Source organism: Burkholderia sp. MSMB2157WGS (assembly GCF_001532755.1).
Lineage (GTDB): Bacteria > Pseudomonadota > Gammaproteobacteria > Burkholderiales > Burkholderiaceae > Burkholderia.
This window is the reverse complement of record NZ_LPJG01000017.1, coordinates 266,151-287,556: the sequence shown is the minus strand read 5'-3', so window position 1 is coordinate 287,556 and position 21,406 is coordinate 266,151. Positions and strand designations below refer to the sequence as shown.

The window sequence follows — 21,406 nt, the reverse complement described above, 5'->3', positions numbered from 1 at the left end:
TGTGGTGCGGGTTCGAGCCATTGGCTAGAATGACATCTTTCAACGGATTCCGGCCACGGGCCGCACACGCCATGCATACGGTCGCCGTTCTTGCGTTGCCCGATGTCGTCCCGTTCGATCTGGGCGTCGCCTGCGACACGTTCGCGCGCGTGCGGGCGCCCGACGTCGCGCCCGCGTACCGCGTGCGCGTGTGCAGCGAGCAGCCGCGCGTCGGCGGCGACCTGTTCGAGCTGCGCCCGCCGTTTCGTCTCGACGCGCTGGCCGACGCCGACACGATCATGGTGCCCGGCACGTCGGCGCCGCTCGCGCCCACGTCGCGCCGCGTGCTCGACGCGCTGCGCGCGGCGGCCGCGCGCGGATGCCGGATCGCGTCGATCTGCAGCGGCGCGTTCGTGCTCGCGGAAGCGGGGCTGCTCGACGGCCTGCGCGCGACGACGCACTGGCTCGCAGCCGCCGAACTCGCGCGCCGCTATCCGAACGTCGACGTCGATCCGAACGTGCTGTTCGTCGACAACGGCCAGATCCTGACGTCGGCCGGTGCGGCCGCCGGCCTCGATCTGTGCCTGCACATGATCCAGGCCGACTATGGCGCGGCGGTCGCCGTCGACGCTGCCCGCAGCGCGGTAGCGCCGCGCGTGCGCGAAGGCGGGCAGGCGCAGTTCATCGCGCCCGAATGGCCGACCGGCGGCGACGGCCTGCACGACCTGATGGACTGGCTGCAGGCCAACCTGCGCAAGCCGCTGACGCTCGACGCGATCGCGCGCAAGGCGTCGACGAGCGTGCGCACGCTGACGCGGCGCTTCCGGGAGCAGACGGGCACGTCGCCGGGGCAATGGCTGCAGACCGCGCGCGTCCGGCATGCGCAGCAGTTGCTGGAGGTGACCGAGCTGTCGATCGAACATGTGGCGACGGAAGCCGGGTTCGGTTCGGTCACCGCGTTTCGCGAACGCTTCGCGCGCATCGTCGGCACCTCGCCGCAGCGTTACCGGCAGGCGTTCCGCGCGCGCGCCGATGCGTGACGCGCATCGGGATCGCCCCGCCGCAGCATGAATCCGTCGCCCGCCGCCGCCCCTTTCGCGCCCACCGGACTCCCTCCATGACCCGCATCCGCAACCCGTTGAACATCGCGCAGCTCCAGGCGTTCGTCTCCGCCGCGCACCACAAGAGCCTGCGCGCCGCCGCCCGCGAGCTCGGCGTCACGCAGCCGGCGATCACGCACACGATCCGCGAGCTCGAAACCGCGCTCAACGCGGAGCTGCTCGCTCGCAGCGTGCGCGGCGTCGAGCTGACCGCCTGCGGCGAGGCGCTGCTGCCGCGCGCCGAGCAATTGCTCGGCGACATCCGCCGCACGGTCGAGGCGGTCGAGCAGGTGAAAGGCGAGATGTCGGGCCGCGTCGCGGTCGGCACGATGCCGTCGATCGCGCTGACCGCGTTGCCGCGCGCGGTGACGGCATTCCGCGAGTCGATGCCGAACGTCAGCCTGCATCTGGAGGAAGTGACGGTGCCCGACGCGCTCGCGCAGTTGCGCAACGGCACGCTCGACATCGCTGCGATGCACCATGTGCCCGCGCTCGACCGCGATTTCACGCAATTGCCGCTGCTGTCGACCGAATTCACGATCGTGATGCGCGACGGTCACCCGCTCGCGCATGCGCGCCGGTTAGAGGAACTGCTCGACGCCGAATGGATCGTCACCGTCGGCGCCGAGCAGTTTCCGCACAGCGTGATGGTCGGGATGTTCGAGGCGCACGGGCTGCCGCTGCCGAAACGTTTGCTGCGCTCGCCGATGTCGTTCGCGGTGACGCTGGGGCTCGTCGCACGCTCGGACGTGATCGGCTGCTTCACGCGCCCGCTCGCCGCGATGGTCGCGCCGCTCGGCATCCGCACGGCCGAACTCGACGAAAGCATGCCGCGCTTCGACCTGTCGATCATCGCGCGGCGCGACCTGCTGCCCACGCCGGCCGTCTCGCACTTCGTCACGTGCCTGCAGCGCGCGGTCAACGAAACGCTCGGCTGAATCGTTCCTGTGTGTGAAACGGCGACGCGTCCGACGCGCCGCCGCCGGGCCCGGTATCGGGGCTTGTCCTAGGCGCCCTGCCGGTATTTTGTCTTGATAATCTTGCGCACGTCGCGCGCCCCCATCGGGCGGGCGAAACGGACTGTCCGACGCGAAGCCGCGGCGGGCCGAAGGCTTACGGCGCGGCACAACCGCGCACCCATCGAACAAAACGAGGAGTCACCGAGTGAAAAAGATTCTTGCGGCTGTGACCGTGGCCCTGCTCGCCGTATCGGCCGGCAGCGCGTACGCGAAAGACTGGACGACCGTGCGGTTCGGCGTCGACGCAAGCTACCCGCCTTTCGAATCGAAAGGCGCCGACGGCAAGGTGGTCGGCTTCGACGTCGATCTGGGCAACGAAATCTGCCGCCGCATGAACGCGAAGTGCGTGTGGATCGAAAACGACTTCGACGGGATGATCCCGGCGCTGAAGGCCCGCAAGTTCGACGGCGTGCTGTCGTCGATGTCGATGACGCCGGCGCGTCAGGAACAGATCGCGTTCTCGGCGAAGCTGTTCAACACGCCGACGCGCCTCGTCACGAAGAAGGGCGCCGGCCTGATGCCGACGGCCGAATCGCTGAAGGGCAAGTCGGTCGGCGTCGAGCAGGGCACGATCCAGGAAACCTACGCGAAGACGTACTGGGCGTCGAAGGGCGTGAACGTCGTGCCTTACCAGAACCAGGACCAGGTCTACGCCGACCTGATCTCCGGCCGTCTGGACGGCGCGCTGCAGGACGCGGTGCAAGCCGAGATCGGCTTCCTGAAGACGCCGCGCGGCGCGAACTTCGACTTCGCCGGCAAGGATCTCGACGATCCGAAGACGCTCGGCAACGGCGCCGGTATCGGCCTGCGCAAGGAAGACACCGACCTGAAGGCGAAGATCGACGGCGCGATCGCCGGCATGCGCAAGGACGGCACGTACGACAAGCTCGCGAAGAAGTATTTCGATTTCGACGTCTACGGCAAGTAATCCGGCCGACGCACGCGCGATTCGGCGCGACGGGAACGGGCTCCGCGAGGAGCCCGTTTTTTTTGCGCGCGGCGCCGGCGACGTTATTTTTTTCGCGTCAACCCGATGATTCGCAAAGGAAAACCGCGCGTTCTGGCGCCGGTTTGATGGCGGCGAGAAAGGCAACGTACAATCGATCTTCCACGCACATGGATCATTCGCGGCTGCGCCGCACTCCCCTCATCATGCAAACGCAGACCCATCCGCTGATTTCCCCCGCCGTCGGTACCGAACGCCAGATCACCAGCTTCCATTACGGCCCGCGCGGCGGCAAGAAGGTCTATATCCAGTCGTCGCTGCACGCGGACGAGCTGCCCGGCATGCTGGTCGCCACGCTGCTGCGCCGCAAGATCGCCGCGCTCGAAGCCGCCGGCAAGCTGCGCGGCGAAATCGTCGTCGTGCCCGTGCCCAATCCGATCGGCCTGTCGCAGCACGTGTTCGGCGATCACCTCGGCCGCTTCGAGCTCGGCTCGATGCAGAACTTCAACCGCAATTTCTACGATCTCGCGGCGCTCGTGCTGCCGCGTGTCGAAGAGCGCCTCACGAACGACGCGCAGCGCAATCTGGCCGTCGTGCGCACGGCGATGCGCGAAGCGCTCGACGAGCAGAAGCCGCGCACCGAGCTCGACTCGCAGCGCCTCGCGCTGCAGAAGCTGTCGTTCGACGCCGATATCGTGCTCGACCTGCACTGCGACAGCGACGCGGTGATGCATCTCTACACGAATCCCGATCTGTGGCCGGACGTCGAGCCGCTGGCGCGCTATCTCGATGCCAAGGCGTCGCTGCTCGCGCTGAATTCGGTCGGCAACCCGTTCGACGAAATCCACAGTTTCTGCTGGTCGGATCTGCGCAGCCGCTTCGGCGACCGCTTCCCGATCCCGAACGGCGCGATTTCGGTCACGGTGGAACTGCGCAGCGAACGCGACGTGTCGTACGAGTTCGCCGAAAAGGATGCGCAGGCGATCGTCGAATACCTGACCGAGCGCGGCATCGTCGAAGGCACGCCGGCGCCGCTGCCGCCGCTCGCGCACCCGGCCACGCCGCTCGCGGGCACCGATCCGCTCGTCGCGCCCGTGTCGGGCGTGATCGTGTTCCGCACGCCGGTCGGCGCGATGATCGAGGCAGGCCAGGCCGTGGCCGACATCGTCGATCCGCTGACCGATCGCGTCGTCACGCTGAAGAGCAGCGTGTCGGGCGTGCTGTACGCGCGCCAGGTCGTGCGCTTCGCGACGGCCGGCATGGAAGTCGCGCGCATCGCGGGCGCGACCGCGATCCGCACCGGCTCGCTGCTGTCCGCCTGAGCCCGGGCGCGCAACCCGCGCGCCAGGCCATCCCGCACTGTGCATGCAATCGCATGCACCAACGCAATCGCCCGCTTGCGCGGGCGATTCGCTTTCCGGAGCACGCGTCGGCGGCCGCGCGCGAACGCCGTTCAGAACGCCGGCACGATCGCGCCGCCGAACTTCTGGTCGATGAACTTGCGCACGTCGTCCGACTCGTAGGCCGCGACGAGCTTCTTCACCCACGGCTTGTCCTTGTCCTGCGCGCGCACCGCGATCAGGTTCGCGTACGGCCCGCGCAGATCCTCGATCGCGATCGCATCCTTCACCGGCGTGAGCCCGGCCTTGACCGCGTAGTCGGTGTTGATCGACGCGGCATCGACGTCGGGCAGCGCGCGCGGCAGTTGCGCGGCGTCGAGCTCGACGATCCTGATCTTCTTCGGGTTCTCGGCGACGTCGAGCGGCGTCGCGTTCACGCCGTTCGTGCCGACGCCGGCCTTCAGCTTGATCACCCCGTACTTCTGCAGCAGCAAGAGCGCGCGGTTGCCGTTCGACGGGTCGTTCTGGATCCCGACCTTCGCGCCGACCGGCAGATCCTTCAGCGACTTGAGCTTCTTCGAATAGAAGCCCATCGGCGCGGTATAGGTGAGCCCGACGTTGACGATCTTGTAGCCGCGCTGCTTGATCTGGCTGTCGAGGAACGGCTGGTGCTGGAAGCCGTTCGCATCGAGATCGCCGGAATCGAGCGCCGCGTTCGGCTGCACGTAGTCGTTGAATTCGATGACCTTGATCGCGAGCCCTTCGCGCGCGGCGACCTTCGTCACTTCGGTCCAGATCTGCGCGTCGGGGCCGCTCATCGTGCCGACTTTCAGCGTTTGCGGGTCGGCGTGCGCGCCGGGGGCGGCGAATGCCAGCGCGGCGGCGAGTGCGCCGAGGCCGGTCAGGATCGAACGTCGCATGGTGTCCTCTTGTCCCGTGTCGTTGTTGAAGCGCGCATCGTGGCACGGGGCCGGAACGGCACCAACCAAGCTTATTTCATGTGCATATTCCCGACCGTCATCGAATCTCAGGCGGAATCGGTATAACTCCCTGCTGTACAACCGGGCAAAATCCAGTGTCGCATCGGCACCACACATTCTTCATATGACAGTCGCTGTCATATTCATTACGTGGCCCGCCGATAAAGTTGCGCCGGTCCGTGAAAGCGCCCATAGAGTGCGCCGGAACCGCAACTGGACACGCCATTCATTCGCTCGGAGAATCCTTTGAACAAGAAACTGTTGACCCTCGCCGCCCTGGCAGCAACGGCCGGCACGGCACACGCACAAAGCAGCGTGACTCTGTACGGCGTCATCGATGCCGGTATCAGCTACGTGAACCACAGCAAGACCGCCAACGGCGGCACGGGCAAGCTGTTCAAGTACGACGACGGCGTGGCCCAGGGCAGCCGTTGGGGCCTGCGCGGCACCGAAGACCTCGGTGGCGGCCTGAAGGCGATCTTCGTGCTCGAAAACGGCTTCAACAGCGGCAACGGCACGATCGGCCAGGGTGGCGCGATCTTCGGTCGCCAGGCTTACGTCGGCCTGAGCCAGTCGCAATACGGCACGGTCACGTTCGGCCGCCAGTACTCGTTCTCGACCGACATCCTCGGCTCGAACTACTCGACGGGCGGCAACACGGTCGCGGGTAACTACGCGTACCACGTGAACGACATCGACCAGCTCACGTCGAGCCGCATCAACAACGCCGTGAAGTTCCAGAGCGCGAACTACTCGGGCTTCACGTTCGGCGCGTTGTACGGCTTCTCGAACTCGACCGACTTCGCAGGCGCACCGGCAACGACGACGGGCACGACGACGACGGCAGGCTCGTCGCGCGCATACAGCTTCGGCCTGAACTACGCGAACGGCCCGTTCTCGCTCGGCGCCGCCTACACGGACATCCGCTTCCCGAGCCAGTCGACGCCGGCCTTCTCGACGACGATCGCGAACCTGAGCACCGGCAACGTCCGCGACCTGCGCACGTACGGCGTGGGTGGCCGCTACGTCTGGGGCCCGGCGACGGCATGGCTGCTGTGGACGCGTACGCAGTTCTCGACCGTGTCGGGCGCGGGCGGCACGTTCTACAACGCATATGAAGCAGGCGCGAAGTACGCGTTCACGCCGGCACTGTCGGGCGGCCTCGGCTACACGTACACGAACGCCACGCAGAACGGCAACTCGTGGCACTGGAACCAGGTCAACGGTATCGCCGACTACGCACTCAGCAAGCGTACGGACGTGTACGGCCTGGTCGTGTACCAGCAGGCTTCGGGCAAGGGCGTGCAAGCGCAGATCGGCTCGAGCACGAGCTACTTCAATACGTCGGGCACGGGTTCGAAGAACCAGATCGCCGCACGTATCGGTATCCGTCACAAGTTCTAAAAGCATCCGCTCGACTGTCCGCGTCACGCGGACCGCGACGGCAAGCAGCGCCCCGCTCCACGCGGGGCGCTTTTTTATGGGCTTTTAAGTTTCGCTTAATTCTGGGCTGAGAGGATGCTCTCACCCCCCCTGTTGGCCGCCTGAGCATCGGCGGCTTTTTTTTTGAGACACCCCTACGGCACCGCCATCAACTGCCCACAAGACAGGATCGGAGGCCACGATGATCGAAGATACCGTTTTCAGCCATCTGCACGCGATTCTGACGTGCCAACATTCGCTGCCGGTCCAGAGTTGCCGCGTGTCGGTGGAAATGCAGCGCCCCTGGGGCCGTCCGTATCGCCTCGTCGAGTGGACGATGCATCTCGACGCGCCCGCGCGGCGCCAGATCGTGCCGGCCGAATCGACCGACGAAGAAATCGCCGAGGTCGTCGCGTCGCACGTGCCCGGCCGGCTTTACGGCGACGGCCGGCTGCAGTTCTGAACGCGTCTGCGCGCCACCCGCCTTCCGGCTTTCGGCCGCGCCGCACGCATCGTGCGGCAGTCGGTCTCGTTTGACGCGGCAACGAAACCTGCTACGCTGCGCGTTTTCGTCCACGCAACACACGATGGAAAACGCATTCAACGAACGCGGCGTCATGGTCACGCGCAACGGCCTGTCGGCCGCCGGGCAGGTATTCGCACTGCGTGACATTCGCCACGTCGACGTCGTCAAGATTCCGAAGAACCGGCTCGTGCCGTCGCTGATCTCGCTGATCGGCGCGGCCATCGCCGTCGCCGGTGGCATCGGCGCATCGAGCGCCGCGCTGGTGGTCGGCGCGATGCTCGTCGTCGTCGGCTATCTCGCCTGGGCCACGCAGGACATCACGTATCGCCTGATGGTCGAGATGCCCGACGGCAAGCGCGAAGCGCTGTCGAGCGTCGACGCCGCGTTCGTCGAACGCGTCGCGCAGGTCGTGCGCGATGCGCAGGCCGCGACGGCGGCCGGCTGATTCCATTCGCGTCGCGGCACGCTTCGGTTCGCGATCGGCGGATGCACGCGGCGCGTATCGGCTCACGCGGCGCGTCGTCGTTTCGGGCCGAGGCATCTTCGTCGAATCGGCTTCCCGCGTCATCGTCTCGCGTGCCGCGCGTGCGCGGCGACTGCCGACCGCCTAGTATGGAAAGAGCGGCCCGCCGCCGCATCGTCCGAGGAGGCCAGCATGAACGCCCAATCGCTGTCCGGCATGCTCCGCGCACAGGAACTGCTGATCGTGTCGATGATCCGCGCGCTTCCCCTTGACGAACGCCGTGCGCTCGTCGATCTCTACACCGAACAGATCGCGTTCGCCGAACAGGCCGGTATCGAAGGCCACGGCGATCGCGCGACACACGATGCGTTCATCGCGCATGCGCGCAACCTGCTGATTCGCATCGAAGCGCTCGCTTAAAACCCCATTTCCCCGGAATTTCCGTCCCGGCTCGCACGAGCCGTGCATGCGAGCACTCACTCGCGTGGGTCGCTTCGCGTCCTTGTATCGATAATAATTCTCATTTACACTGACAAAATTGTCAGTTGCCTTTCAAATCGCCGTTTGCCGCATGCCGCGCGCAAACGGGCCAGCCAGGTGAACGCGTCACCCAGCCAGCCTTCGGGCTTGTTATCGTCAATGGGAGACCACCTGTGCATTGCTATACGCTGGCGCGGCGGCCGATCTGTGCCGCGCTGTTCGGCGCGTTCGGCCTGTCCGCCGCCACGGCTCACGCCGATTCGGCGCCGCAAGGCGCCACCCCGCCTGCCGCCGTCCTGACCGCCGCCGCGTCCACGCGCGGCGATGCGGCGCTGCTCGACCCCGTCACCGTCACGGCCACCCGCACCGCCACCGCGGCGAGCCGCACGGCGGCGTCCGTGTCGGTGATCACCGACGAGGATCTCGAAGCGCAGCAGGCCACCAACATCAAGGACGCGCTGCGCTACGAGCCCGGCATCACGGTGCGCCGCACCGCGTACCGGCCCGGCAGCGCCGCGCTCGGCGGCGGCCGCGACGGCGATTCGAGCATCAACATCCGCGGCCTCGAGGGCAATCGCGTGCTGCTGATGGAAGACGGCATCCGCCTGCCGAACGCGTTCTCGTTCGGGCCGCTCGAAGCCGGGCGCGGCGACTACGCCGATCTCGACACGCTCAAGCGCATCGAGATCCTGCGCGGGCCGGCGTCGGCGCTCTACGGCAGCGACGGCCTGACCGGCGCGGTGAACTTCATCACGAAGGATCCGCGCGACCTGCTGTCGATCTACGGCAAACCCCATTACTTCTCGTTCCGGCCGAGCTACGACTCGGCCGACCGCAGCGTCGGCGCGACCGTGTCGGCCGCGGGCGGCAACGATCGCATCCAGGGGATGATCATCGCCGACGGCCGGCGCGGCCACGAGGTCGACACGCGCGGCGGCAACAACTCGGCGAGCACGCTGCGCACGACGTCGAACCCGCAGGACGTCTATTCGGAATCGCTGCTCGGCAAGCTCGTGCTGACGCCGACCGCGCGCGACACGGTCAAGCTCACCGCCGAAACGGTGCAGCGGCGCGTGAGCACGGATGTGCTCTCCGCGATCAATGCGCCGGCGACGCTCGGCCTCACGACTCGCGACCGGCTCGAGCGCAACCGCTTCAGCGTCGACTACGACTTCCGCGACGACGCATTCCGCTGGTTCCAGACCGCGCACGTGCAGTTCTACTACCAGGACGCGAAGCAGGACCAGTACGCGTTCGAGACGCGCGGCGCGCCGCTGAAATCGCGCTCGCGCGACAACCAGTACAAGGAACGCACGTTCGGCGGCGCCGCGTTCGCCGAAAGCGGCTTCGCGACCGGCCCGCTCGCGCACAAGCTGCTGTACGGCGTGGACGGCAGCCTGTCGCGCGTGACGAACATGCGCGACGGCACGGTGCCGGGCGTCGGCGAAGCGTTCCCGAACAAGGCGTTCCCCGACACCGACTACACGCTGTTCGGCGCGTTCGTGCAGGACCAGATCGGCTACGGCCGCCTGCTCGTCACGCCGGGCCTGCGCTTCGACACGTACCGGCTGAGCCCGACCGAAAACGATCCGCTGTTCACCGGCAAGGCCGTGTCGACGAGCGCGAACGAACTGTCGCCGCGCGTCGCCGTGCTCTACGAGATCACGCCCGCGGTCATTCCGTACGTGCAGTACGCGCACGGCTTCCGCGCGCCGACGCCCGACCAGGTGAACAGCAGCTTCTCGAATCCGGTGTACGGCTACACGTCGATCGGCAATCCGAACCTGAAGCCCGAAACCAGCGACACGTTCGAAGCCGGCCTGCGCGGCAAGGCCGGCACCGGCTACGGCGTCGTGCGCTACAGCGCGGCCGCGTTCACCGGCCGCTACCGCAACTTCATCTCGCGTACGACGATCGCCGGCAGCGGCCGCCCGGTCGACCCGTTCGTGTTCCAGTACGTGAACTTCGCCGACGCGCGCATCCACGGCCTCGAAGGCCGCGCCGAATGGGTGATGCCGAACGGCATCACGCTGAAGACGGCGATGGCGTTCACGAAAGGCTCGACGCAGAACGACGGCGCGGCCAGCCAGCCGCTCAACACCGTGAACCCGTTCTCGGCCGTGTTCGGCGTGCGGTACGAGCCGGGCGAACGCTGGTTCGTGCAGACCGACCTGCTGTTCCAGGCCGCCAAACGCGACAAGGACGTCGACAAGTCCGACTGTTCGAACAAGGCGTGCTTCACGCCGCCGTCGTCGTTCGTCGTCGACCTGCGCGGCGGCTACCGCTTCAACAAGCACGTGAGCGCGACGATCGGCATCCGCAACCTGTTCGACCGCAAGTACTGGAACTGGTCGGACGTGCGCGGCATCGCGGCCGATTCGCAGGTGCTCGATGCGTATTCGTCGCCCGGCCGCACGGTCGCCGTCAGCATGAAAGTGGATTTCTGATGCGCGGTGCCCGCGCTGCCACCCCAACCGTTACTTGAAGGAGTCCGACATGATGCCATCCGCCCTTCCCGGTCAATCGGCCACGCCGGCCCGCGCGGCCGCCGCGCTGCGCGACGCGTTCATCAAGCTCAAGACCGAGCGCCAACTGCGCAACCGCGACGTCGCGCAGGCGCTCGGCGTCAGCGAAGCCGAGGCGCTCGCCGCGTTCGTCGGCGAGCACGTCGTGCGGCTCGACGCGCGCTTTCCGACGATGTTCGAGGAAATGCCGCGCCTCGGCCGCGTGATGGCGCTCACGCGCAACGACACGGCCGTCCACGAAAAAGACGGCGAGTACGCGCAGATGAGCCACGACGGCCCCGTCGGCCTCGCGCTCGGCGACATCGACCTGCGCATCTTCTATCGTCACTGGGTGTCGGCGTTCGCGGTGCGCGACGAAACCGCGCACGGCCCGCTGAAGAGCCTGCAGTTCTTCGATGCGCAGGGTCATGCGATCCACAAGGTCTACCTGCGCGCGCACAGCGATCATGCCGTATACGACGCGTTCGTCGAACGCTGGCGCGCGCCGTCGCAGGAGCCGGGCCTCGAGGTCGCGCCCGCCGCGCCGAAAACGCCCGAGCGCGCGGACACCGAGATCGACGTCGCAGGCTTTCGCGCCGCGTGGGACGCGATGACCGACACGCACCAGTTCTTCGGCATCACGCAGCGCTTCGGCGTGAGCCGCATGCAGGCGTTGCGTCTCGCCGATCCGCACTACGCGTATCCGGTCGAAACCGCGCATGCGTTGCGCCACGTGCTCGAACAGGCGGCGAAGAGCGGCCAGCCGATCATGGTGTTCGTCGGCAACGCGGGGATGATCCAGATCCATACGGGCCCCGTCGCGAACGTGCGCGAGGTCGGCGCGTGGATCAACGTGCTCGATCCGGGATTCAACCTGCACGTGCGCGAAGACCTGATCGCCGCGGCGTGGGTCGTGAAGAAGCCGACGAGCGACGGCATCGTCACGTCGCTCGAGCTGTTCGACCGGCAGGGCGACCACGTCGCGCTGTTGTTCGGCGAGCGCAAGCCCGGCAAGGCCGAGCGCGACGACTGGCGCACGCTCGTCGCGACGCTGCCGGCGGCCGCCCGCGGAGCCGCGCGGTGAGCGCGCGGCCGTTCGATCCGCGCCGCCGGTCGCTGCTGGCCGGCGCAGCGGCCGGCGCGCTCGCGGCCGCGCTGCCCGGCGGCGTGCTCGCCCAGGCCGCACCGGCCGCCCCGACGCGCGTGATCGTGATCGGCGGTGCGCTCGCGGAGACCGCATTCGCGCTCGGCGGCGCCGAGACGCCGCGTTATCGGCTCGTCGGCGCCGACACGACCTGCACGTATCCCGACGCCGCGAAGCGCCTGCCGAAGGTCGGCTACCAGCGCGCGCTGTCGGCCGAAGGGCTGCTGTCGCTGCGGCCCGATCTCGTGCTGGCATCGGCGGAAGCCGGCCCGCCGACGGCGATCGCGCAAGTGAAAGGCGCCGGCGTCACGGTGACGACGTTCGACGAGCGCCACGACGTCGAATCGGTACGCGCAAAGATCGCCGGCGTCGCGCAAGCGCTCGACGTGCGCGACGCCGGCGCCGCGCTGCTGCGGCGTTTCGATCGCGACTGGCAGGCCGCGCGCGACGCGGTCGCCGCGCGCGTGCCCGGCGGCGCGCAGCCGCCACGCGTGCTGTTCGTGCTGAACCATACCGGCACCCAGGCGCTCGTCGCCGGCCAGCGCACCGCCGCCGACGCGATGATCCGCTACGCGGGCGCGCGCAACGCGATGCAGGGCTTCGATCACTACAAGCCGCTGACGACCGAGGCGCTCGCGGCGGCCGCACCCGACGTCGTGCTGATCTCCGACGAAGGGCTGGCGGCCGTCGGCGGTCACGCCGCGCTGCTCGCGACACCCGGCTTCGGCGCGACGCCGGCCGGCCGCGCGCGGCGCGTCGTGTCGCTCGACGCGCTGTTCCTGCTCGGCTTCGGCCCGCGCCTGCCGCTCGCCGTCACGACCTTGCATCGACGCCTGTCGGATGCGCTCGCCTGATTCTGGATCGACCCGATGCCCGCTCACGTTTCGCCTTTCAACGCGCCATCGTCCGCCTCGCGTACCGGCGCCGCGCGCGTCGGCACGTCGCGCCGCTTCGCGCCGTTCGTCCTGGCCGCGCTCGCCGTTCTGGTTGGCGCGATGTCCGTCGTCGCGCTGTGCGTCGGCGCGTACCGCATTCCGCTGGCGGAAGCCTGGGCCGCACTGAGCGGCGACGCGGCTGCGCAACAGGCGCGCGCCGTGCTGTTCGACATCCGCGCGCCGCGCGTCGCGCTCGCGCTGCTGGTCGGCGGCGGCTTCGGCGCGACCGGCGCCGCGATGCAGGCGCTGTTCCGCAATCCGCTCGCCGATCCGGGGCTCGTCGGCGTGTCGAGCGGCGCCGCGCTCGGCGCGACCGTGCTGATCGTGCTCGGCCCCGCGCTCTTCGCCGCCCACGCGAGCGCGGCCGCGCTGCCGGTCGCCGCGTTCGCGGGCGGCCTCGCGGTCGCGGCGCTCGTCTACCGGCTGGCCGCATCGCGCGGCCGGCTTGCGCTACCGCTGCTGCTGCTCGCCGGCATCGCGATCAATGCGCTGGCCGGCGCGGCGATCGGGCTGCTCACGTTCGTCGCCGACGATGCACAGCTGCGTTCGCTGACCTTCTGGAGCCTCGGCAGCCTCGGCGGCGCGCAATGGTCGACGCTGGCGGCCGTCGCGCCGTGCGTCGCGATAGGCTGCGTGCTGCTCGTGCGCGAACGCGACGCGCTGAACGCGCTGCAGCTCGGCGAAACCGAAGCGCTGCATCTCGGCGTGCCCGTGCAGCAACTGAAGCGGCGCGTGCTCGTCGCGGTCGCGCTCGCGGTCGGCGCGCTCGTGTCGTGCGCGGGCATCATCGGCTTCATCGGGCTCGTCGCGCCGCATTGCATGCGCCTCGCGTGCGGCCCCGACCAGCGCATCGTGCTGCCCGGCGCCGCATTGCTCGGCGCGTTGCTGACGCTCGCGGCCGATCTCGCCGCGCGCACCGTCGCCGCGCCCGCCGACATTCCGCTCGGCGTGCTGACCGCGCTGCTCGGCGCGCCGTTCTTCCTCGCGCTGCTGTGGAAGAACCGCGGCGCGCTCGGCGGGTAATCCCTTCTTCGAGACGACCATGCTGACCGCCCACCACCTCGACGTCGCCCGCCGGCACGGCACGATCCTGCGCGACCTGTCGCTGTCGATCGAACCCGGCCGCGTGACGGCGCTGCTCGGCCGCAACGGCGCGGGCAAGAGCACGCTGCTGAAAGCCTTCGCCGGCGAGCTGACCGGCAGCATCGCGCCGAACGGCGTGCGCGTGACGGGCGACGTCACGCTGAACGGCGAATCGCTCGCGCGCATCGACGCGCGGCGGCTCGCGTGCCTGCGCGCGGTGCTGCCGCAGGCCGCGCAGCCGGCCTTCCCGTTCAGCGTCGACGAAATCGTGCTGCTCGGCCGCTATCCGCATACGCGGCGCGGCGGTACGCGGCACGTGATCGCACACCGCGATCGCGACATCGCGTGGCGCGCGCTCGAACGCGCGGGCGCCGATGCGCTCGTCGGCCGCGACGTCACGACGCTGTCGGGCGGCGAACTCGCGCGCGTGCAGTTCGCACGCGTCCTCGCGCAGCTGTGGCCGGACCACGACGCGACGGAACCGGGCCCGCGCTACCTGCTGCTCGACGAGCCGACCGCCGCGCTCGATCTCCCGCACCAGCACCGCCTGCTCGATACCGTGCGCGCCGTCGCGCGCGAATGGCAGCTCGGCGTGCTCGCGATCGTCCACGATCCGAACCTCGCCGCGCGACATGCGGATGCGATCGCGATGCTCGTCGACGGCACGATCGTCGCGCATGGCGCACCGCGCGACGTGATGACGCCAGCCCATATCGCGCGGTGCTATGGCTTCGCGGTGAAGATGGTGGAAACCGGCGACGGGACGCCGCCGGTGATGGTGCCCGCGTAGCGCGGGCGTGTGTCGCGCGATCGTTGCGTCGCTCGATGTCGTACGCCGCCTTTGGCTGCGGCGTTCTTTCCAGATCCGTCGTATCTCCCCTTCGAGGTGCCCCCGTGCCGCTTCCGATGACCCGCATCATCCTGTACGTCCGCGACGTCGCGTTGCTGAAGGCGTTCTATCGACGGCATTTCGCGCTGCCCGTCATCGAGGAAATCGACGGAGAATGGGCCGTGCTCGACGCGGGCGCGATCGAGCTCGCGCTGCATCGGGCCGGCCCGGCGTTCCGCCCTGCGGCCGCATCGGCAAGCACGAACGCGAACGTGGCCGCCAGCAACGTGAAGCTCGTATTCACGATCGACGCCGATATCGACGCGTATCGCGACCGGCTCGCCCGCGACGGCGTGACCGTGCGCGCGCTGAAGCGCTACGACGGCTTCCCGTACCGGATGGTCGACGGCATCGATCCGGAAGGGAACGTCTTTCAGGTGATGCAGCCGGACTGAATGCCGGCGCGCAGGCTCGGGCACGCGCGCTCAATGCTCGACGTCCGCCGCGCCGAAGCTTCGCATCTTCCAGCCGAGTCGCACGGCGAGCATCCGCATCGAGAAGCCGGCCGCCAGCGCGACGAGCGTCGCGCATCCCGCGTCGATGCCGACATGCTGCATCCCGACATACAGCGCGCCCGTGACGAACGCGACGCTCGCATACAGTTCCTCGCGCAGGATCAGCGGCATCTCGTTGCACAGCAGGTCGCGCAGCATCCCACCACACACGCCGGTGATCGCGCCGGCCAGCACCACGATGATCGGCGCCGTGCCGGTCGACGCGCCGATGTCGCAGCCGATGATCGTGAACGCCGCGAGGCCGATCGCATCGACGGTGACGAACAGCGTCTTCATGCGCGCGACGTGCCGCGCCGCCCACGACGCGACGGTCGCGGCGACGAGCGTAATCACCAGGTATTCGGGATGCGCGATCCAGCCGAGCGGATAGTGGCCGAGCAGCACGTCGCGCACGGTGCCGCCGCCGAGCGCCGTCACCGCGCCGACGAGCGCGAGCCCGAAGCGGTCCATCCCGCGGCGCATGCCCATCAGCGCCCCCGACATCGCTTCCGCGACGATCGCAATCAGATAGAGCGTATGCATGGCGCGCGTCAGTCGTCGGTCCGGAACAGGTCGAGCACGCGTTCGCGCTCGGCCGCATCGACGGCGGCGGGCATCGGTGCGTCGCGCTTGCCGTGGTCGGCCGGCGCATCCGGCGCATCCGGCGCATCCGGCGCATCCGGCGCATCCGGCGCATCGACGGCCGCCGCGCCGCCGCATGCAAAGCGGCTGCGGATATACGCCGGCACGTCGGCCGTGCACGTGCCGCGCGTGTATTCGGCGTAGACGAAATCGCCGTCGACGAGCGCGACGTCCTGCGGCGGCGTCGCGGCGACCGGCGTGCGCCCGTCGACAGCCGTCTTCATGTAGTCGAGCCAGACCGGCAGCGCCAGCGTCGCGCCGGTCGCCCGCCCCATCGGGCGCGGCGTGTCGTAGCCGAGCCACGCGACCGCGACGATGCCCGACGAGTAGCCGGCGAACCATACGTCCTTCGACCCGTTCGACGTACCCGTCTTGCCCGCCGTATCGTCACGCCGCAGCGCGAGCGCGCCGCGCGCGGTGCCGGCCCGCACGACGTCGCGCAGCATGCTGTCCATCACGAACGCATTGCGCGCCGATACGACCCGTTCGCCCGCCGGCACGGTCGCCTCGTACATCGCGCCGCCGTGGCGCTGCTTCACCGACAGGATCAGGCGCGGCTCCATCCGCGTTCCGCCGTTCGCGAACACGCCGTATGCGCTCGCGAGTTCGAGCGGCGTCACGGCGCCCGCGCCGAGCGCGAGCGGCAGCGACGCCGGATTGCGCTGCGCGTCGAAGCCGAAACGCACCGCGTGCTGCTGCACGTAGCGCGCGTCGGCCGCCTGCATCAGGCTGACCGCGACCAGGTTCTTCGAGCGCACGAGCCCGCGCCGCACCGGGATGAAGCCTTCGTAGCGATTGCCGAAATTACGCGGACGCCACGGCCGCGCGCCGGTTTCCGCGTGCGTGAGCGTGCGCTGCGTATCGTCGACGAGCACACCGGGGAAGTAGCCCTTCTCCAGCGCCGCCGAATAGACGAACGGCTTGAAGCTCGACCCCGGCTGGCGATACGCCTGCAGCGCATGGTCGAACACGTTGCGGTCGAAATCCGCGCCGCCGACCAGCGCGAGCATGTCGCCGGTGGCCGCATCGAGCGACACGAGCGCGCCTTCGAGCCCGTTGCGCATGTCGCGCTTCGCGCGCGGCTGCCGGCTCAGCGTGCGCTCGAGCGCGGCTTCGGCCGCGCGCTGGTCGCGCATCGAGATCGTCGTCGTCACGTCGAGGCCCAGCGTGTATGCGTCGTCGTGAAACCGCTCGACCATCATCCGGCGCGCGCGCTCGGCGACGTACGGCGCCGCGACGATCCCGGGCGGCGGCGTGGTCGCCAGCGCGATCGGCGCGTCGACGGCCGCGCGATACGTCGCCTCGTCGAGCTGGCCGAGCGCATGCATCCGGCCGAGCACGTAGTTGCGCCGCGCGGTCGCGCGCGCCGGGTTGACGACCGGGTTGAACGCGGACGGCGCCTTCGGCAACCCGGCGAGCGCGGCCGCCTCGCCCGCGCTCAGCGCGTCGAGCGGCTTGCCGAAGTACACGTGCGCGGCCGCCGCGAAGCCGTACGCGCGCTCGCCCAGATAGATCTCGTTCATGTACAGCTCGAGCAGCTTGTCCTTGCTGTATTCGCGTTCGAGCTTGGCCGCCATCAGAATCTCGGCGAGCTTGCGGCTCAGCACCTTGTCGCGCGTCAGGTAGAAGTTGCGCGCGACCTGCATCGTGATCGTGCTGCCGCCCTGCCCCGGCTGCCCGGTGACGACGTTCGCGAACGTCGCCCGCGCGAGGCCGCCGACATCGACCGGGCCGTGTTCGTAGAACTTCGCGTCCTCGGCCGCGAGCAGCGCATGCCGCATCAGCGGCGGGATGCGTTCGAGCGGCACGAACTCGCGCCGCTCGACGCCGTATTCGGCCAGCAGGTCGCCGTCGCGCGAGAAGATCCGCAGCGGCAGCGCGGGACGATAGACGGCCAAGTGTTCGACGGACGGCAACTGCGTCCAGATGCGGTCGATCGTCCAGGCGCCGATGCCGGCGCACGCGAGCGTCAGGCCGAGCAACGCGCCCGCGAGCGTGCGCCATACGCGGCGGCGGCGCGGCGGTGCGGAGGGCGGCGCGGGCGGCGGCAGGTTGGCGGTGGGGTCGGTCATGTCGGGCTCCTTCTTCAATGCCGCGACGGCCGGCGCGCGAGCGGCGCCGATCGGTCGCGAAAGGCGCGCATTGTCGAAGGGATGACGTGAAACCGGAACATTCTTTAGCCAAAGTTTGGCTGGCTAAATTTTATTTAGGAAAGGGCGGCGGGTCGGTTCGCGGCGCGCGTGCGGGCCTGCGGCACGCGGTCATGGCGGACCGCGCGGCGCGCGAGCCGGTTCGCCTGTACCATCGCGTGATGTTCGATCGATATCTCGACCTGTGGGGCCTCGTCCCCGACGGCGGCCCGATCCTGACCGCGAGCGGCGGCCTGTTGCCGGTCGTCTGGCGCGCGCGGCCCGCGATGCTGAAAGTCGCCACATGCGACGAAGAGCGCCGCGGCAATGCGCTGATGGCGTGGTGGAATGGGCAAGGCGCCGCGCAGGTGTGGCGGCACGACGGCGACGCGATCCTGCTCGAACGCGCGCAGCCGGCGCCATCGCTAGCCGCATTGTCGGCAGCAGGCCACGACGACGACACGATGCGCATCGCCTGCGACGTCGTGGCGCGGCTGCACGCACATCGTGCGCCGCAGGTGCCTGCGGTCGTGCCGCTGCATGACTGGTTCTACGCGCTGCTGTCGAGCGATGCGGACCACGATGCGCTGCGTTGTTCGGCGGCGGTCGCTCGCCAGTTGCTGGCCAAGCCATCCGTGGACGAAGTCGTGCTGCACGGCGACATTCACCACGACAACATTCTTCATTTCGACGATCGCGGCTGGCGCGCGATCGACCCGAAAGGGCTGCGCGGCGAGCGCACGTTCGACTACGCGAACCTGTTCTGCAATCCCGCTCACGACATCGCGGTCGATCCCGTGCGTTTCGAGCGGCGCATCGTGCTCGTGGCCGACGCCGCACGACTCGACCGGCGCCGGCTGCTGCAGTGGATACTCGCGTGGTCGGGGCTGTCGGCCGTGTGGTTGATCGAAGACGAGCTGCCGCCCGATACGCGGCTGCAGATCGCCGCGCTGGCTGCGGCCGCGCTCGACCGGTAGCCCCACACCGCGCGCATCGCCCATGAAAAAAGCCCACCGGCTCACACCGGCGGGCTTTCGTATCCGACCTACGTCGCGCTTCAGCGCGCCGGGTTCAGCGTCAGGTTCATGTGACGGTTCACGTCCTTGTACAGCAGATAACGGAACCGCCCAGGCCCGCCCGAATAGCACGCCTGCGGGCAGAATGCGCGCAGCCACATGAAGTCGCCGGCTTCCACCTCGACCCAGTCCTGGTTCAGGCGATAAACGGCCTTGCCTTCCAGCACGTACAGGCCGTGCTCCATCACGTGCGTTTCGGCGAACGGAATCACGCCGCCCGGCTCGAACGTCACGATGTTCACGTGCATGTCGTGACGCATGTCGCTCATGTCGACGAAGCGCGTCGTCACCCATGCGCCGTTGGTGCCCGGCATCGGGATCGGCTCGACGTCCTGCTCGTTCGTCACGAACGCTTCGGGCAGTGGAATGCCGTCGACGGCCTGGTAATGCTTGCGGATCCAGTGGAAACGCACCGCCGCATCGCTGACGTTGTGCAGCGTCCAGTCCGCGCCCGGCGGAATGAACGCGTAGCCGCCCGGCTTCAGCGTGTGCTGCTTGCCTTGCAGCGTCAGCTCGGCTTCGCCTTCGACGACGAACAGCACGGCTTCGGCGTTCTTGTCCTGCTCGGGCTTGTCGCTGCCGCCGCCCGGATTCACTTCGACGATGTACTGCGAGAAGGTTTCCGCGAAACCCGACAGCGGGCGGGCGATCACCCACAGGCGCGTGTGGGTCCAGAACGGCAGCCAGCTCGTGACGATGTCGCGCATCACACCCTTCGGGATCACCGCGTACGCCTCGGTGAACATCGCGCGATCGGTCAGCAGATCCGTTTGCGGCGGGTGGCCGCCGTGCGGCGCGTAATACGTTGTCTTAGACATATTGCATCCAGGCAATGGGTTGGTCCGGCCCCGGGCGCAAACGGCGTCGGGCGGTCCGCATGCGCGTGGGGCACGCAAGCGACGGCGGGACATCGTTGCCGGGGTGGCTTGAAAGCGCATGCGCCTTCGATCGGTCGGCCAGGCTTCGCGTCGGGTCCGTCCGGTTCGGCGGACGCGGCGGCCCGAGTCGTCGGGCCGGCGGCCGGGCCGCCGCGCTCGCGATCATGCGGCGAGGCGCGGACGACGGCACGGTTCGGTGCCGTACGCGAGCATCGCCGACGATAGCGAAGTCGATCCCGATCGACCAATTAAATGTTGCGATGACATCCATTCGATTTGCCACTACCCGCCGGCGCCCGTGATGCGCGGTCGGGAAGCGTCGAGGGACGGGCCGACTATCGGGGAAATCCTGACGGTTGCGACGTTCGCCGGAATGCGTCGATACACGGCAATGCGGCGCGCAAGCGACGGTCTCGGTGCATTTCGTGACGCGGATCGAAGTCGGTTGCTACGTGCGGGGCAGCGGATCGCTGCGACAGGATCGCGGGAGACGATCAGGTCAAGTCAGGTTGGAACGAGTCGACGTGTCGAAGGAAAAACAGATGTCGTTCGGCCGATCCTGTGCGGATGCGTTCGGACGCGGCAGACGATGTCGTCGAGAAACGGGCAAAACGGCGGGAGGAGAATGGCCGGCCCGTCGATCGGGCACACGGCAGCGGCTGATGCAGCCGGAGAAGAATCGCCGGTCTGGCCGGCGAAGCGGCCCGGCAGGACGCCGGGCTGAAGTTCGCGTCGGGATGCCGACGCCGTCGGCGCGCCGGTGCGCGGCTCGCGCACCGTGCCGCGCCAGCGGCGATCAGTCCCAGTCGCGGTGGTGACGATGCTTGCGGTGACGGTAGCCGCGGTCGCCGTGATCGCGATCGTACGAACTGCGCGACATGTTGCCGCCGAGTGCCGCGCCGGCGCCGCCGCCGACTGCCGCGCCCAGCAGGCCGCCCGTACGGCCGCCCATCGCGTTGCCTGCGGCGGTACCTGCGCCGCCGCCAAGAGCGCCGCCGATGATCGCGCCGGTGCGCTCGCGACGGTTCGACGTCACCGCGCCGCCGGCGCCGCCGCCGATCGCGCCGCCGATGACGGAGCCGGTGCTGCCGCCGACCGCGCCGCCGACCGCTGCGCCGGCAACCCCGCCGAGCGCGCCGCCGAGCGCGTTGTTCAAGTCACCGGCCACTGCCGGCAGTGCGGTCGCGCCGGTCAGCACGGCGACGACGAGAGCGGGGGCGATTTTCTTCCACATTCCCGTATTCTTCCTTGTTCGCAATTCTGGTTATCGAGGTCCGCTCGGTACGACGATCTGAATCGATCGACGTCGGGCCAGGCATTGTGCCGAACCGCGGACCAATTCATTTCAATGAGCTTGCGGCGAAGAATAGCACCGGT

Annotated in this window: 20 protein-coding genes; 15 read left to right on the top strand and 5 right to left on the bottom strand. The window is 68.8% G+C overall.

The genetic code is table 11. From position 1 onward, the window contains the following. Window positions 1-71: 71 nt before the first annotated feature. The 4 genes from WT53_RS12345 (at window position 72) to WT53_RS12330 (ending at window position 4,366) form a co-directional block, all read left to right on the top strand. Window positions 72-1,019 carry a GlxA family transcriptional regulator gene (locus tag WT53_RS12345; RefSeq protein ID WP_060260026.1) on the top strand — a complete coding sequence of 316 codons (948 nt, stop codon included), beginning with the start codon at window positions 72-74 and terminating at the stop codon, window positions 1,017-1,019. A gap of 77 nt (window positions 1,020-1,096) precedes the next feature. Beyond that, window positions 1,097-2,017, top strand: a complete 921-nt coding sequence (locus WT53_RS12340) for a LysR substrate-binding domain-containing protein (RefSeq protein ID WP_059780070.1) — start codon at window positions 1,097-1,099, stop codon at window positions 2,015-2,017. Window positions 2,018-2,243: 226 nt separating this feature from the next. After that, a complete protein-coding gene (locus WT53_RS12335) occupies window positions 2,244-3,026 on the top strand; it encodes an ABC transporter substrate-binding protein (RefSeq protein ID WP_060260022.1) in 783 nt (260 codons plus the stop codon). 224 nt (window positions 3,027-3,250) lie between these two features. Then, entirely contained in the window at window positions 3,251-4,366 is a 1,116-nt protein-coding gene (locus WT53_RS12330; protein ID WP_034206018.1) for a succinylglutamate desuccinylase/aspartoacylase family protein, read from the top strand. A gap of 131 nt (window positions 4,367-4,497) precedes the next feature. Here WT53_RS12330 and WT53_RS12325 read toward each other — a convergent pair whose 3' ends face one another. Further along, window positions 4,498-5,304 carry a MetQ/NlpA family ABC transporter substrate-binding protein gene (locus WT53_RS12325; RefSeq protein ID WP_034206017.1) on the bottom strand — a complete coding sequence of 269 codons (807 nt, stop codon included), beginning with the start codon at window positions 5,302-5,304 and terminating at the stop codon, window positions 4,498-4,500. Between the two features lie 306 nt (window positions 5,305-5,610). Here WT53_RS12325 and WT53_RS12320 point away from each other — a divergent pair, with 306 nt between their 5' ends. The 10 genes from WT53_RS12320 (at window position 5,611) to WT53_RS12270 (ending at window position 15,205) form a co-directional block, all read left to right on the top strand. Further along, the gene (locus WT53_RS12320; protein ID WP_034206016.1) at window positions 5,611-6,768 is read left to right on the top strand and encodes a porin; all 1,158 of its coding nucleotides are present in this window, start codon (window positions 5,611-5,613) and stop codon (window positions 6,766-6,768) included. Between the two features lie 220 nt (window positions 6,769-6,988). Continuing rightward, window positions 6,989-7,249, top strand: coding sequence for a DUF2866 domain-containing protein (locus tag WT53_RS12315; protein ID WP_011548992.1), 261 nt, complete (start codon window positions 6,989-6,991; stop codon window positions 7,247-7,249). A gap of 124 nt (window positions 7,250-7,373) precedes the next feature. Continuing rightward, the gene (locus tag WT53_RS12310) at window positions 7,374-7,757 is read left to right on the top strand and encodes a DUF6232 family protein (RefSeq protein WP_034206015.1); all 384 of its coding nucleotides are present in this window, start codon (window positions 7,374-7,376) and stop codon (window positions 7,755-7,757) included. A 210-nt stretch (window positions 7,758-7,967) separates the two neighbouring features. Further along, complete coding sequence (locus tag WT53_RS12300; protein WP_034206014.1) at window positions 7,968-8,195, top strand: hypothetical protein; 228 nt, start codon at window positions 7,968-7,970, stop codon at window positions 8,193-8,195. Window positions 8,196-8,428: 233 nt separating this feature from the next. After that, window positions 8,429-10,702, top strand: a complete 2,274-nt coding sequence (locus tag WT53_RS12295; protein ID WP_060260016.1) for a TonB-dependent hemoglobin/transferrin/lactoferrin family receptor — start codon at window positions 8,429-8,431, stop codon at window positions 10,700-10,702. Between the two features lie 49 nt (window positions 10,703-10,751). Beyond that, on the top strand, window positions 10,752-11,843 hold the full coding sequence (locus WT53_RS12290; RefSeq protein WP_060260014.1) for a hemin-degrading factor: 1,092 nt from the start codon (window positions 10,752-10,754) through the stop codon (window positions 11,841-11,843). Further along, window positions 11,840-12,757: a hemin ABC transporter substrate-binding protein gene (locus WT53_RS12285; protein WP_059780075.1), complete on the top strand. Its 918-nt coding sequence runs from the start codon at window positions 11,840-11,842 to the stop codon at window positions 12,755-12,757. Before WT53_RS12290 ends, WT53_RS12285 begins: the two co-directional genes overlap by 4 nt. Window positions 12,758-12,772: 15 nt before the next feature. Then, window positions 12,773-13,861, top strand: coding sequence for an iron ABC transporter permease (locus tag WT53_RS12280; protein WP_060260011.1), 1,089 nt, complete (start codon window positions 12,773-12,775; stop codon window positions 13,859-13,861). Between the two features lie 19 nt (window positions 13,862-13,880). Next, window positions 13,881-14,711 carry a heme ABC transporter ATP-binding protein gene (locus tag WT53_RS12275; RefSeq protein ID WP_060260008.1) on the top strand — a complete coding sequence of 277 codons (831 nt, stop codon included), beginning with the start codon at window positions 13,881-13,883 and terminating at the stop codon, window positions 14,709-14,711. Window positions 14,712-14,815: 104 nt separating this feature from the next. Further along, window positions 14,816-15,205, top strand: coding sequence for a VOC family protein (locus tag WT53_RS12270; RefSeq protein WP_060260004.1), 390 nt, complete (start codon window positions 14,816-14,818; stop codon window positions 15,203-15,205). A gap of 30 nt (window positions 15,206-15,235) precedes the next feature. On the opposite strand, the gene WT53_RS12265 is transcribed toward WT53_RS12270, so the two are convergent. Both WT53_RS12265 and WT53_RS12260 read right to left on the bottom strand, forming a co-directional pair. Beyond that, window positions 15,236-15,847 (bottom strand): trimeric intracellular cation channel family protein, encoded by a 612-nt coding sequence (locus tag WT53_RS12265; RefSeq protein ID WP_034206008.1) that lies wholly within the window; start codon window positions 15,845-15,847, stop codon window positions 15,236-15,238. A gap of 8 nt (window positions 15,848-15,855) precedes the next feature. Beyond that, the gene (locus WT53_RS12260) at window positions 15,856-18,018 is read right to left on the bottom strand and encodes a penicillin-binding protein 1A (protein ID WP_060260001.1); all 2,163 of its coding nucleotides are present in this window, start codon (window positions 18,016-18,018) and stop codon (window positions 15,856-15,858) included. 239 nt (window positions 18,019-18,257) lie between these two features. On the opposite strand from WT53_RS12260, the gene WT53_RS12255 reads away from it, so the two are divergent. Further along, complete coding sequence (locus tag WT53_RS12255) at window positions 18,258-19,052, top strand: aminoglycoside phosphotransferase family protein (RefSeq protein WP_034206006.1); 795 nt, start codon at window positions 18,258-18,260, stop codon at window positions 19,050-19,052. An 80-nt stretch (window positions 19,053-19,132) separates the two neighbouring features. Here the strand turns inward: WT53_RS12255 and WT53_RS12250 are convergent, their stop codons facing one another. Continuing rightward, window positions 19,133-19,969, bottom strand: coding sequence for a bifunctional allantoicase/(S)-ureidoglycine aminohydrolase (locus WT53_RS12250; RefSeq protein ID WP_034206005.1), 837 nt, complete (start codon window positions 19,967-19,969; stop codon window positions 19,133-19,135). 856 nt (window positions 19,970-20,825) lie between these two features. Further along, window positions 20,826-21,263, bottom strand: a complete 438-nt coding sequence (locus WT53_RS12245) for a hypothetical protein (protein WP_027781621.1) — start codon at window positions 21,261-21,263, stop codon at window positions 20,826-20,828. Between the last annotated feature and the right edge of the window lie 143 nt (window positions 21,264-21,406).